The sequence below is a fragment of the Tenuifilum sp. genome, assembly GCF_037481895.1.
GTDB lineage: Bacteria > Bacteroidota > Bacteroidia > Bacteroidales > Tenuifilaceae > Tenuifilum > Tenuifilum osseticum.
The window spans coordinates 1-14561 of record NZ_JBBFKU010000028.1; the positions used below are offsets into that span (position 1 = coordinate 1).

Below are 14561 nucleotides of genomic sequence, written 5' to 3' on the forward strand. Positions count from 1 at the left end.
GCCGCCCCCCTTACGCCCCGCGGGATTACCCCGCGGGGCTTTTTCATTGGTACCCGCCCAAGCCTAACAGCTGCGCCACAGCCGGAAAAATTTTTTTTTGTACCCGCCTGAACCAGGGAATTTTTTACTACATTTACTGAAAGCAGTTGGGCAGAGTTGTGAATACCGCACGCGTTTAAAAACGAGCGGGAGCGAGGGTAGTAAAGCGTAAGAAGTATTTATCGCAGGCTAAAAGTCCGCGCCAGCAATGATAGACCAGTTCTGATTTCCTGCCTGATAGTCCTTTTTCTCAAAGTTATTTATAAGAAGCGAACTTTGACAGTAAGTATAACTACTTACTATCAGCAAAATATTTACTATCAGGAAACTAAGTTGACGGTTCAAGGCTTTTACTATTAGGTTGTGGTAATCCTTGAACAAATATATCAAATTTCGTCAAATATTCAACCACTATTCCGCTATTACCCCAGAGCCAATCAGCTCATCGTCAATATACCATGCTGCAAATTGCCCTGCTGTTACTCCTCGTTGAGGGGTATCAAAAATCAGGTAGTATGCATTATTGGTGTGATGTAGGGTGGCTTGCTGCAGGGGTTGGCGGTATCGTATTCGAGCCAGAACCTGCAACGATTGCCCTGCGGGCAATGCTAAATCGGGGCGGACCCAATGAACCTCGTTGGGGTTCATGGAAAGTCCGGAGCGGTATAGCCCCGGGTGGCTTTGCCCCATACCAACGTAAACAATGTTATTCTCAATATCAGTGGCTATAACAAATAGGGGTTCGGCCTTACCGCCAACATTCAAGCCTTTCCTCTGACCAATAGTAAAAAAGTGAGCACCCTGATGCTCGCCAACCACCTTGCCATCAGAAAACTTATAGACGTATGGTTTTGAGAGCGATGCTAAATCGTTACTATTAATACTCGGCAACCGGGTGTAAAACTCGGCAGGTATTTCAACTATTTTCCCCTTTTTGGCTTTAAGCTTTTGTTGCAGGAACACTGGCAAATCAACCTTCCCTACAAAGCATATTCCCTGCGAATCCTTCCGCTCTGCCGTTGCAAGGCCAAGTTCAGCTGCAATTTTCCTAACCTCGGGCTTATGCAAATGACCAATCGGAAAGAGCGCTTTACTCAGCTGTTGCTGGTTTAGCTGGCACAGAAAGTAACTTTGATCCTTATTGGGATCAACTCCGGCAAGTAAGCGGTACAGAGTAGTGTTATCTTTTGTGATAGTATCTTTTCTGCAGTAATGCCCGGTTGCCACATACTTTGCACCAAGTTTTAAGGCTGCTTCCAAAAAAGCATCAAACTTTATTTCCCTGTTGCAAAGTACATCGGGGTTTGGTGTGCGACCCTTGGAATACTCGCTGAACATGTAATCTACTACGCGCTGGCGGTACTGGTCGCTGAGGTCTACAAACTCAAAAGGGATATTAAGTTTACGGGCAACCATCTCAGCAAATTGTTTATCATCGTCAAAAGGGCAATCGCCCTTAAGTACACCCGTGGTATCGTGCCAGTTTTTCATGAACATCCCAATAACCTCGTAGCCTTGCTGCTTTAATAGATAAGCGGCAACGCTTGAATCTACACCACCCGAAAGGCCTACTACAACTCTTTCCATTTCCTTCGTTTAGTGCTGCAAATTTAGCAATTACTATTTTTTAGTCAGATTTTTATGTAAGTAATAGGAATAAATTCTTCAATTTCATAAATTTAATGGATTAAATTTTAAGCCTATCATTTAATGCGTTTTACAATAGTTTTATCTCTACTCAGCCTGTCGGTTGTGTCGTTTGCACAGCGATACAATATTGAAATCATTGGTCTAAAAAATGGCTTGCTGCATTCCTTGGTTACTGGTATTGATCAGGATACCCAGGGGAAAGTATGGTTGTCAACCGGAGGAGGTCTTTGTAACTACAATGGATTTGAGTTTAAATACCTGACTACAAGGGACGGGCTCAACTATACCCGCTTAACCGATGTTGCTGTTGATGCCGAAGGCAATATCTGGGCAAGCTCATCATTGGGATTAAACATGGTTAGGGGTAATAGGATTTTAACAATTTCCAAAGATACAATTGGCGAAGTTGCCTCACTTGGTAAATCAAGCAATGGGGTTTGGGTTTTAAGCAATAGGGGTGTGTTCAGGGTTGCTTTTAGCAAGGAAAAATTTGATATTATTCGGTACTCACTACCGGTCAACTTAAACGTTGCATTAAGTCCTATCTTTCAGGACAGGCCTTTAACCGATTTTGTTTTTCAATCCACTTTAAACAAGGTATATGTAGGGCATAAGGGAACTCTTTACAAGTTGAATAACGAATCCTTCAACCCTTTAACGTTTGAACCCTCGGTTTATGTTAATGCATGTAGTGAAAATGCAAATGGCGATGTTTTTGTGGCTACCAGTAATGGGCTATATAGGCTAGTAGATGATAAACCAGTTAAAGTAAATAACCCGTATGCCAGTAGGATCGATATTTTAAAGCTTGTTTGTATTGGCAGTAAGATTTGGTGTAACGGAAAGCTTAAAGGGTCTGATGAGGTTTCAATCCATGCTTTTGACCTTGAAGATGAAAGTTTTAACCGAACGTTAGGTGTTAAGAATGGCTTGCCCGATATCCCCTCAAAGCTATACGTTGACCATGAGTATAACATTTGGATTTTAACTAATAATGGCATCGCAATCCTAAAAGGTGAAGCATTTACCTGCCTTACTGCCAACGATGGTTTAATTGGCAATAAAATATGGGGGATTTGCAGGGTAAGTGATGGTACTTTATGGGCAGGAACCATTGGTGAGGGTTTATCAGTTATTAGCCCTACCAGGATTTACCAGTATTCCACTAAAAATGGACTTCCTGATAACTACGTAGGCAAGATATTCGAATCGTCCAGCAGGAAAATTTATGTTGGTACAAGCAATGCCGGGTTAAACCTTGCAACTTATGTAAATTCCACTTTAGGCTATTCCTTTAATAGGCTTCCATTGCTTCCACATGATAGGGTTAGAATTGACGATATAGCCGAGGACCGGCAACAAAGGATTTGGGTAGCCTCATCTAAGGGGTTGTTTTATGCAAATGATGGAATTCATTTCAGCCATTTCCCCCTTTTTGATAGCGATACAGGAGGCGTTTTTGTCCAAAAGTTACAGATAGATACTTTAAGAAAGCGAATGTGGGTAGGAACTCGGTTCAACGGTGTTTTCTTTATTGAGAACGACAAACCCTTTAAGTTTACTGGTATCGATAAAAACGCTGAAATATCAACAATAGCACAAGATTTTAAGGGTGACATATGGTTTGGAACACGGAATAGCGGGGTTTTTCACTATGATGGTTCAAACATAAAGCAGATTAAGGAGACCGATGGTGTTTCATCAAATCTGATTTACGTACTCTATGCCGATAGCGATTACCTTTGGATTGGAACCAACCTGGGATTGGATAGGCTTAGCCTCTCAGAGTATAGCAAGGGAAAAATAGATTTGAGGCATTATGGCTCCAGCGAGGGTTTGCCCGATTTAGAAATCAACCTAAATGGCGTGTTAGCCGATGGAGATGATGGCTTTTGGATAGCCACAAACGGCGGACTTGCCCATTACCAGAAGAGCCTCGATAAAATTAATAACATTCCCCCAAAGGTGAGCATTACCAATTTACTCCTACGCTCGCAACCCACCCCTTGGGCCGATTATGCCTCTGACATTGATGAGTTCACCGGACTCCCTTCACAGCTAAAACTTAGTTACTGGCAAAACCATTTAACCTTTGAATTTGCGGGTGTTAGCTTTAAAAACCCACAGGGTGTAAAGTATGCCTGGTTTTTGGAAGGTTTGGATAACAGTTGGGTTGAGAGCAAGAACCGGCAGGCGGTTTATAGTAACCTACAGCCCGGGAAAACTTATCGTTTACACCTGAAAGCAGCCAATAGCGATGGCATTTGGTCGGGCGAGGTTATATCGATGCCAATATATATTGCTCCCCCGTTCTGGGCAACATGGTGGTTTAGGCTTTTATCAATCATTGCCATTGGGTTGTTAATTTACTGGTATGTGAATCGTAGGATACAGTATTTAAAGGAAAGGCAAGAGGAACTTGAAGCTATGGTTGAACAGCGCACCGTTGAACTTAGGGAACAGCTCGATATTGTTGATGATAAGAACAGGCAGATAATGGATAGTATTATGTATGCAAAGTTTTTACAAACATCAATGTTGCCTAGTGTGGATGATTTTAAGAAATATTTTAACGATGCCTTTATCTTTTACCGTCCCAAGGATTTTGTTAGTGGCGATTTTTACTGGTTTTGTCACAATAAAAACGTATCGGTTTTTGCTGTGGCCGATTGTACAGGGCATGGCGTTCCCGGTGCCATTGTCAGTGTTATTTGCGAGAATGCTCTTAGGAATGCAGTTAGGGAGTGTGATTATCAGAATCCCGCCCGGATTCTCACCATTACCAACACTCACGTTGTTGAGTTCTTTACCCAGTCGCAAAAAAGCATTCACGATGGCATGGAGATAGCCTTGGCTATTTTCAACCATCATACATTGGAGTTAGATTTTAGCGGAGCTAAGCTACCCCTTTACTACATCAGCGGTGGGGAGGTGGTAAAATTAAAACCTGATATCTACCGCATAGGGTGGGATAAGGAAAAGGTAGTTTACAATAATCAACGGGTAAAACTCTCAAAGAACGATCTGATTTTTGCATTCACCGATGGCTTTTGCGATCAGTTTGGGGCTGAAACGGGACAAAAATTCTCGTCGGCACGTCTTAAGAGTTTACTGGTTGAGAACAACCAGCAACCCCATACATACATTGAGCAGTTGCTATCCATTACCTTTGATCAGTGGCGAGGTTTTAGTGAGCAAACTGACGATGTTCTAGTTATGGGAATAAAGGTTTAATAATGCCTTTTTGAACCATTTTAAAAGATATATTGTTTAATCTATATAAGTTAATATATTTATTAATATGATTGAAAGGATTATTAGATTTAGTATTAACAGCAAGCTGATTATAATCTTACTAACTCTAACCATAGCGCTATTTGGTGTTTATGCTTTAACCCAAATCCCTGTTGGTGCAGTTCCCGATATTACCAATAACCAGGTTCAGGTTATAACCACCAGTCGAAACCTATCGACCCAGGACGTTGAGCAGTTCATCACCTACCCGGTTGAGCTCGAGATGTCAAATCTTCCGGGAGTGAAAGAGATACGATCGATTTCAAAATTTGGCTTATCTGTTGTAACCATTGTGTTTGAGGAGAATCTGGGAACTTACCTGCCCCGGCAGTTAATAGCTGAAAAGCTTAAAGCAGCAGCAGCCAATATTCCGGAAGGCTTTGGTGAACCTGACATGGGACCAATCTCAACCGGTTTGGGTGAGATTTACCAGTATGTGCTCGACGTAAAGCCCGGATATGAGACCTGGTACACCACCACCGACCTAAGAACCATTCAGGATTGGTTTGTAAAACGTCAACTATCCGGCATTCCTGGTGTTGTTGAGGTGAATACCTGGGGTGGATACCTCAAACAGTATGAGGTGGCTGTCGATCCGCAAAAGCTAGCCCAGTATGGAGTGTCTATTATTGATGTTCTTAACGCTTTGGAACAAAACAACGGCGTAGCCGGTGGTGCTTACATTGAGCGCGATAATCAAAGTTTCTTTGTTCGCGGCGAGGGGTTACTGAAGTCACTTGCTGATATTGAGCAAATTCCAATTTCTACAATCAATGGAGTGGCAATTCGTATTGCCGATGTGGCAAAGGTACAGGAGGGGCATGCCAACAGGTTTGGTGCCATTACTGCAAATGGTCAGGGCGAAAAGGTTATGGGGCAAATAATGATGCTTAAAAACGCTAACTCTAATAAAGTGATTGAAGCGGTTAAGCAGCGTGTTGCCGAGGTACAAAAGCATTTACCCGAGGGGGTTTATATTAACCCCATTGTGGAACGCAGCGAGTTAATCTCAAAAACTACTAACACTATACTTGAGAACCTGATATTTGGCTGCTTGATAGTTTTCCTGGTGGTTTTACTGATACTCGGGAATTTAAGGGCCGCACTGGTGATTTCATCGCTTATTCCACTGGCATTGCTATTCACCATATCAGCAATGTATATCTTTGGTATCGATGCCAACCTGATGAGCCTTGGCGCGCTTGACTTTGGAATTATTATAGATGGGGCTGTAATTATTGTTGAATTCATTGTAATGAAGCTCACGCTGAGGTCCAATGAAATTACTGGTATTGAAAACACAGAGCGTAAGAAAATTTTTGATACCATCTCGTTCCAGGGCGCATCAAAAATGATGAACTCGGCAATATTTGGGCAAATCATCATTCTTATAGTATTTATCCCAATCCTTTCGCTTGCAGGAGTTGAAGGAAAGATGTTCAGGCCAATGGCCTTGTCGTTTAGCTTTGCGTTGCTAGGGGCTATGTTTTTTGGGTTTACATGGTTACCCGTGGCTGCATCCCTTTTTCTGCGTCCGCAGAAAAGTAATTGGGCTGTTACCCGATGGGTTATGTGGTTGCTGCATTCCTCCTATAAACCTGTAATTGAATGGGCATATAATCATAAACGATGGGTGTTGGGTTTAGCCTTTGCCATGTTGCTTTTTTCCGGTTGGGTTTTCACCCGCCTTGGTGCAGAGTTTGTTCCAACACTCGATGAGGGCGATTTTGTTATTCAGCCTGTGCTAAAAACGGGAACCTCATTAACCCGAACCACAGAGCTAACCACCATGATGGAAAAGATTCTGATTGAGAAATTTCCTGAGGTCGATAAGATTGTGAGTAGAATTGGTGCAGCCGAGGTGCCCACCGACCCCATGTCGATGGAAGAAATTGATATGATAATCAAACTTAAACCCAAAAAGTATTGGGTTAGCGCTAAAAGCAAGGAGGAACTTGCTAACCGGTTTAAGGAGGCACTCTCGGTAATCCCAAATGTAGAGTATGAGTTTACCCAGCCCATTGAGATGCGCTTTAATGAGTTAATAACAGGTGTTAGAGCTGACTTGGCTATAAAAATTTTTGGCGAGGATTTGGGTGTGCTTAATACCAAAGCAATTGAGGTTACAAAACTTATTGATGGTGTACCCGGGGCTGCCGATATCATAATGGATAAAACTGCAGGCTTACCCCAAATTAGCATCAGGTATAATCGCGATAAACTTTCGGTTTATGGTATATCGGTTGCAGAGCTTAACAAAGTGGTTTCGGCAGCATTTGCAGGGGCAACAGCTGGTAATATTTTTGAGGGCGAAAAGCGTTTTGATTTGGTAGTTAGGTTAGCCGATAGCTATAGATATGATATTGACAATGTAAAAAATCTTTTGGTATCGGTTCCTGGTGGGGGATTAGTGCCTTTGGGTGAACTGGCTCAAGTTGAATATTCCAAGGGCCCCGCAAAAATTTCCCGCGATAATACTCATCGCAGGGTTGTAGTAAGTGTTAATGTTCGTAATCGCGACCTGGAATCGGTTGTTAATGACATACAGAAAATTCTCGACAGTAAGCTTAGGTTGCCTGCTGGTTATTATGTTGAGTATGGCGGTCAGTTTGAGAATCTTCGAAATGCTCGCAAGCGATTGTTAGTGGCTGTTCCGGTAGCCTTGGCTTTAATTTTTATTTTCCTTCACTTTGCTTTTCAATCGCTTAAGGATGCTATCTTGGTATATACCGCGGTGCCCCTTTCTGTAATAGGCGGAATATTGATGCTATGGTTTAGGGGAATGCCCTTTAGCATTTCGGCTGCGGTTGGTTTTATTGCACTCTTTGGGGTTGCAGTTCTTAACGGAATAGTGCTGATTGAACATCTTAAGGAGCTAAAAGATGAGGGAGTAGAAAATTTGAGGGAACGCATAATGAGAGCAACCCGCGATAGGTTAAGACCCGTTTTGCTTACCGCTTCGGCTGCGGCTATGGGCTTTTTGCCCATGGCTATATCTACATCGGCTGGTGCCGAGGTGCAACGCCCCCTTGCATCGGTTGTAATAGGTGGACTCATTACTTCTACTTTACTTACCATGATAGCGCTTCCACTACTTTACGCAGTATTTGAACGTTTTAATGGAGTAAAGTTTTGGACTCTTTTTCGCAAGTAACTATGTAAGGTTTAAAAGTTAAATGTTTTTAAGTTGAGGTATTATGAAGATTAATATTTTATTATTTATAACTGTTGGAGTATTGCTACTGTCTTGCTCTGGAAAAAATAATAAAAGCAATGAAAATCAGCCAACCGATAGCTTGGTTGAAATTTCTGTTGAGCAGTTTAAAGCAATGAATATGGCAATTGGTAATCCTACAATGGTAAAATTTGCCAGCGAAATTGCCGTTCAAGGGGTTATTGAACCAAGCCCCAATGCCAAAGCTTACGTTACCTCACCCATTGGTGGATTGATTAAGTCTGTGAAAGTAGTCCCATCGTCAGTAGTAAAGAAGGGTCAAGCGCTTATTGCAATAGACGGACCTGAGATTTTAAATACTCAAACCTTGTTTGTTGAAACCTACAATCAGCATAGAATAGCAAAGGCTAATTTTGAAAGGATATCACAACTATCAAAGGAGGGAATAGCCTCGCATAAAGAACTCTTGCAAGCCGAAAGCGAATACCGAATTCTTGATGCCAAGCTACACTCCCACCGGATTTTGCTTGGTAAGTTAGGGCTAAATCCAGATGAAATAATTAAAGGAGAATTTTCAAACGAGGCATACCTGGTTTCCCCTATTGAGGGCACAGTTGCTAGGGTAGAAACATCAATTGGTAAGCCCGTAACAACCTATGAGCCCTTGGCCGAAGTAATTAATACCCAAAGCTTACTATTAAAGTTTTTTATTTTTCTGAACCAAGTGAACTCAATAAAACCCGGACAAAAAGTTGAAATTAGTTTGCCTGGAGGTGGAAAGGCTTATGGAAGCGTTATTTCTGTTGGGCTCGATGCCAACACTGAAAATAAGGCTGTTGAGTGTTTTGCATCCATAAGTTTACCTGCAAATTTAGTTTTGATAAGTGGCACAAGGGTTTCAGCTAAGGTTTTCACCAATTTTATTGAGGGCTGGGCACTGCCAAGAACAGCATTGCATGAAATTGAGACTGGGCATATGGTTTACACCCTGAATGGGAGCGATTCACTAAGCTACTTTTTTAAAAAAGTTCCTATACAGGTTGGGTTAATTCAGGACACCATTGTTCAAGTATTTGATTCAACCCTTTCAAATGTGCTTGTAAAAGGCGGTAATGAGCTTACTGTTGAGGAATAGTAATTGAACAAATCGATTTTTGGTAGGTTTTAAGATAAATATATCTATTTAATGAAAAAGGGCAATACAAAACATTCCCTTATTCTTCTGACACTTTTTCTGCTACCTATTGTTTCAAAGATAGGCGATTCACTATTTCATCATCATAACCATGAAAATGAGCACCATAATTCATCAATAAATATTACTCATTACCACGATAAATGTTTAGTTTTTCAGTATGAGTTAATAGCTTTTGACCCTCAAGTTGTTTTACCTAAGGTTGAGATTTATTTAAATATTAGTTCAGAAATATCGGATTTAATAGCACCCAATGTTGGTATTGATAGTTTTGAATTAATAAAAATACGTGCGCCACCATTTAATATCTTCTAGTAATCTTTCATTTTAACATATTGGGGTTATAATTTAAGCAAGTAATCAATGATTACCTGTATTGGATGTATTATGATATAACATTGATTGTTATGTTGTAATCGCATATGAAGTATTTATATAATCTAATTGATATACCGGTATCATGCCAGTTTAAAAGTTGTTTAGTTTAAAGAAGTAAATAAATAAACTAGTAAAACTATTTTGACATGAGATTAATAAAGTTACTTATTATATTATTATTTGTCCTTGGAAATAATGTTTTGGCGCAAAATATTGTAAGAGGAATAGTATACAATGAGAACAAGGTTCCCCTTGAGGGAGCAAATGTTTTTATTCCGATGTTAGTAAAAGGTACCTCAACAAATTCAAGCGGAGAATTTGAACTTACGGGTTTACCAAACGGGAAGTTTGATATTCAGATTTCGTATATTGGATATGCTAATCAAATTGTACCGGTTATTTTAGGGGGGGCACAATTCGAATTAGATGTTGTTCTTACTCCTGCAAGTATTGAGACCGAAGGGGTGGTTGTATCCTCTGGATATAGTACAACACAGCACCAGAATGCAGTTAAGATTGAAGTTCTGAGGTTAAATGAGCATCACTTGATGAAATCGCCGAATTTTATGGAGATGCTTACTACGGTGCCTGGAATCGACATGATAAGTAAAGGGAATGGTGTTACTAAACCCGTTATCAGGGGTCTATCCATGAACGATGTTTTGGTGCTCAACAATGGCGTTCGATTCGAAAATTATCAGTATTCAAACCATCACCCATTAGGAATCGATGAGTTTGGTATTGAGACGGTTGAGGTCATAAAAGGACCAGCCTCACTACTTTTTGGTTCCGATGCCATAGGTGGGGTACTTAACTTTATTAAAGAGCGACCTGCTGCTGTTGGAAAGCTGGAGGGAGACTATAACTTGCAACTATTCTCAAATTCTTTGGGTATGGTCAATAATTTAGGATTCAAAGTTTCTGATGTTCAGTTTCATGGAGGAATACGGGTAGGTCAAAAAACTCATTCCGATTACCTGCAGGGTGGGGGAGAGTTTGTTCCAAACTCCAGATTTTATGAGCATTCGGTTAAACTCAATGGAGGTTTTAATGGCAAAATGTTGTCAACAAACATTTATTATGACTACAACATGCAAAAGCTAGGACTGGTGGAAGAGGAAGCCATTGATTTAATTGCCAGTCGGGGACGAAAACCCTCAGTTTATTACCAGCAGTTTGGTACCCATTTGGTTTCCCAGCAGTCCAAAATCTTTTTGGGTAAAACAAAGGTCGATTTTAATACTTCGTTGCAATCAACCGAACTTGCCCATATAGGTAACCCAAATGAGTACGAATTACAAATGCGTCTAACAACTTTAATTTACGAGGCTAAGGTATTGTTTCCTTCAAAGCCAGGCAACGATTACATTTTAGGTGCACAGGGTGTAAACCAATGGAATAGAAACATCAATAACCGCGAAACCATACTTCTTCCCAATGCATTTAGTTCAGGATACTCAATCTTTGGATTAGCACAACGTTCATTTACTAGGTTTCGATTTCAAGCCGGATTGAGGTTTGATGCAAAGCAAATTAAATCCAATGAGGTTGGTATTCCAAGTGAACCTGAGTATAGAGCAAGTGTAGATAGAAAGTATAATAATATTACTGGTTCTGTTGGCGCAACCTATAGATTAAATGAATACTTTTTAATACGAGCAAATGGCGCTGCTGCTTACCGAAATCCAAACCTAGCAGAACTTACATCAAAAGGTCCCCATGAGGGTCGCTACGAAGTTGGCAACATTTCTCTTAAACCTGAGAAATCTGTTGAGTACGATGTCAGTGCTCATTATCACAATGATAACTTTTTAGTTGATGTTGCTGGTTTTGTTAATACAATAGGAAATTACATTTACATTGCTCCCACTGGTGCATTGAACGGAGGCTTACCAGAGTATCGGTATTCGCAGGATGATGCTTACTTGTATGGAGGTGAATTAGGTCTTCATTTTCACCCCAAATCGGTTCAGTGGCTCCATTTTAAAACTAATTATTCTATGGTGATTGGCAAGAAACGTAATGGAGAATACCTCCCTTTTATTCCAGCTAATAAGCTAACTTTTGAGACTGGTTTTATGGGAAAGAAGTTTGGTTTAGGAAGTAAACCATACTTGCTGATAGCAATGAACTATGCGTTTGCCCAAAATAATATAGATCCAGATGAAACAGTTACGCCAGATTATATACTAGTTAACTTATCAATGGGGAGTAGTTTTAGGTTGGGCAATCAACCTCTTGAAGTAAACTTAACAGTTCAAAATTTACTCGATAAAAAGTATGTTGATCACTTGTCAACATTAAAGGAGGTTGATCTTTATAATCCTGGTCGAAATATTTCATTATCATTGCGAATTCCATTTCGGGCCTCAATTCGTTAAATAATAAAGGCTGCCTAATATTTAGGCAGCCTTAATACTTTCTCCCCGAACTTTTATTTCCCTAGTTCACGGACAAATGCCCCTGAATAGCCTAATCCAGTAATCTTGGCTAGGTCCGAAGAGGCTTCTTCGGGTGTGGAATACTTTCCAACACAGTAACGATACACTCCATCGTGTCCACGGTAAACCATTACATCGGAAAATTCAGTAAACTGCTTTATGCTTTTAGGCTTCTGTAATGCTAGGAATTGAATGGTATATCCCGGATGTTCCCGATTTATTCTTACCCAAACGTTGCTATAGCCGTGAGCACGAACCTTCTGCTGTAGTTCTTCAATCTCTTTGATATTATCAGTATTTCCTACACTATACCTATAGTAACCATCGGGCGAAATGGTTACGCTAATGCTGTCGAGCTTAAAGTAATTATAGTCAACTGGATATAGTGAGGCCATTAATTGCACAGAGTATGTTGGTTTTGCCAGAGTTCTTGTTGCTGAGGTTTTATTGAAGTCCATTCTGGGTGTTGGCGCTGCTGTTGGGGGAGGGGTTGGGGGCAAAGCCTTAGCAGGCTTTGGTTCAGGCTTTGGCTTTTCAACTTCAGCTTTTGTTTCCTTTTTTGGGGTTTGCTTTACAACCGGTTCTTTTTGGGGTTCGGGTTCAACAGCCTTAGGTTTATCGGTAGCTCTAGCCTCGGGTTTTACTTCAGGCTTGGGTTCTGGTTTTACCTCAGGTTTTACTTCGGGCTTAGGTTCTTCCTTGGGGGGGTCAAGCTGGGCAACGGGCTGCTGAACTACTCTCGGGTTTAACATTAGGCTTGCCTGGTATTCCGATTTATCGGGCTTGGCTGGAATACTAAGTGGGGTTTTAGTTTCCTCAAAGCCTTCGCCCTGTGCAGTTACAGTATAATCGCCGGGTTTTACCTTTAGGCTAAGCTGTGTTTTACCTTTTACTGACTGTTTTTCTACTACCTCACCAGTAGAATTATTTGTAACGTTAACGTTGTAGTATTTATCCAGAGGAGCATTGTCGGCAAGCATGAGGTTAAGCTTAACATCAACCATGGGAATTATTTCAACCTCGGCAATGTCAAGTTTCCCAAAACCATCGGGACTGAATTTTGCAATATAACCCGATGATAAGCTGGTTGGAAAGTAAAAGATTTCGTCGTCGGTAGTATTTAAAGGATACCCTGCATTCTTAACATTAGGACTTCCTTGTAGGTTGGTAAAAAACACATCGAATCCGCCCATGGTATTGTGCCCCTGTGAGCTGAAAAAAAGATACTTTTCATCGGGTGAGAGGAATGGGGTTGCCTCATCGAAAGGGGTGTTAACGTTGGGGCCAAGGTTTATGGGGTCGCTCCATCTGCCGTTATTGATTGTTGAAACCCATATGTCGTATCCACCCTGACCGCCCTTGCGGTCGCTAGTAAAGTAGACGGTATTCCCATCGCGGGTAACGCAAACATGGGTTTCGTTGAACTTTGAGTTAATGGGTTTGGCCGCCTTTACGGGCGATGACCATTTTCGTTTCTGTAAAAAACTTACTACAATTTCCGAATTTCTAGGGTCATTCTCTATGAGGTAAAGTTCAGTTCCCTCATACGATAGGTATGATGTGGTCAGGTTTTTACTACCCAGGTTGCGGGTTATATCAACCGGTTTAGCCCACAAGCCATCCTCCCCTTTTTTGGCAACAAATATTTTATTCCCTGTGGAGGTGCGGGTAGTGTAAGCAAGCGTGCTACCATCGCCCGATACCACAGCATTAAAGTTGTCGTTTTCATTATTGAAATCAGGACCTAACCGGTTGTATTTAATGCCTATTGGGCTTTTTTGAAATTTCTTTGCATTCTCGCAGCTTGCTATTGCATGCTCGGCCATGAGTTTGGCCTGTTCATCTTTAGGTTTAATGTAACCCTGATACTCTCTGAACGATTTTAGCGCATTGTCAAAATCATTTTGATACATGTATGACATACCAAGCTGATAAAGGGCTTCGGGGGGTGCGTTGGGCTCCTTTAGCGATTTAGCATCATATTTATCCGAAATTTTCATTACAGCCTCTTCAAGGTAGCTAATGGCTTCCGATTTTCTGTCGGGGGTTTTGAGCAAGCAGTATCCTATTTTAAATTTAAGGTTGGCACTTTCAGGAAATTTTTTTAGGGCTTTTACATAGGTATCGGCTGCCTTAGAAAAGTTTCCCTCAGCCATGTAGTATTCAGCATCGGTTTCCAGAGTGAAAATTGCATTCCAATCCTGGCCGTAACTTACAGCTGAAAAGTAAGTAGCAATAAGCATGTTCAAGAGGCAAAACCTAAAGCTGCGCATAGTTTTAAGGATTAACAATGATTTTAACGTAAATATTGTAAAAATGTTGGTAAAAGTCAACAGTTGAACTAATTATTTGCTTGTTATGTTAAAATACTGATATTCCAAAAATGGTA

At 40.9% G+C, this 14561-nt stretch carries 7 protein-coding genes; 5 read left to right on the top strand and 2 right to left on the bottom strand.

Going from position 1 to position 14561, the window contains the following annotated elements; all coding sequences use genetic code 11:
* Positions 1-450 precede the first annotated feature (450 nt).
* The gene (gene mnmA, locus WHS63_RS09260; RefSeq protein WP_445204865.1) at positions 451-1626 is read right to left on the bottom strand and encodes a tRNA 2-thiouridine(34) synthase MnmA; all 1176 of its coding nucleotides are present in this window, start codon (positions 1624-1626) and stop codon (positions 451-453) included.
* Positions 1627-1749: 123 nt separating this feature from the next.
* On the opposite strand from mnmA, the gene WHS63_RS09265 reads away from it, so the two are divergent.
* From WHS63_RS09265 to WHS63_RS09285, 5 genes are all read left to right on the top strand, one after another.
* On the top strand, positions 1750-4923 hold the full coding sequence (locus WHS63_RS09265; RefSeq protein WP_445204866.1) for a two-component regulator propeller domain-containing protein: 3174 nt from the start codon (positions 1750-1752) through the stop codon (positions 4921-4923).
* 67 nt (positions 4924-4990) lie between these two features.
* Positions 4991-8137, top strand: coding sequence for an efflux RND transporter permease subunit (locus tag WHS63_RS09270; RefSeq protein WP_445204867.1), 3147 nt, complete (start codon positions 4991-4993; stop codon positions 8135-8137).
* 43 nt (positions 8138-8180) lie between these two features.
* Positions 8181-9293 (top strand): efflux RND transporter periplasmic adaptor subunit, encoded by a 1113-nt coding sequence (locus WHS63_RS09275; protein WP_445204868.1) that lies wholly within the window; start codon positions 8181-8183, stop codon positions 9291-9293.
* Between the two features lie 51 nt (positions 9294-9344).
* Positions 9345-9668, top strand: a complete 324-nt coding sequence (locus WHS63_RS09280) for a hypothetical protein (RefSeq protein WP_369489772.1) — start codon at positions 9345-9347, stop codon at positions 9666-9668.
* Between the two features lie 209 nt (positions 9669-9877).
* Positions 9878-12112, top strand: a complete 2235-nt coding sequence (locus WHS63_RS09285) for a TonB-dependent receptor (RefSeq protein ID WP_445204869.1) — start codon at positions 9878-9880, stop codon at positions 12110-12112.
* A 53-nt stretch (positions 12113-12165) separates the two neighbouring features.
* Here the strand turns inward: WHS63_RS09285 and WHS63_RS09290 are convergent, their stop codons facing one another.
* Positions 12166-14445 carry a tetratricopeptide repeat protein gene (locus WHS63_RS09290; RefSeq protein ID WP_445204870.1) on the bottom strand — a complete coding sequence of 760 codons (2280 nt, stop codon included), beginning with the start codon at positions 14443-14445 and terminating at the stop codon, positions 12166-12168.
* Positions 14446-14561: the final 116 nt, after the last annotated feature.

Bases quoted from the DNA above. Each gene is read 5' to 3' on its own strand.
- mnmA (WP_445204865.1), bottom strand. From the start codon at position 1,626: ATGGAAAGAGTTGTAGTAGGCCTTTCGGGTGGTGTAGATTCAAGCGTT.
- WHS63_RS09265 (WP_445204866.1), top strand. From the start codon at position 1,750: ATGCGTTTTACAATAGTTTTATCTCTACTCAGCCTGTCGGTTGTGTCG.
- WHS63_RS09270 (WP_445204867.1), top strand. From the start codon at position 4,991: ATGATTGAAAGGATTATTAGATTTAGTATTAACAGCAAGCTGATTATA.
- WHS63_RS09275 (WP_445204868.1), top strand. From the start codon at position 8,181: ATGAAGATTAATATTTTATTATTTATAACTGTTGGAGTATTGCTACTG.
- WHS63_RS09280 (WP_369489772.1), top strand. From the start codon at position 9,345: ATGAAAAAGGGCAATACAAAACATTCCCTTATTCTTCTGACACTTTTT.
- WHS63_RS09285 (WP_445204869.1), top strand. From the start codon at position 9,878: ATGAGATTAATAAAGTTACTTATTATATTATTATTTGTCCTTGGAAAT.
- WHS63_RS09290 (WP_445204870.1), bottom strand. From the start codon at position 14,445: ATGCGCAGCTTTAGGTTTTGCCTCTTGAACATGCTTATTGCTACTTAC.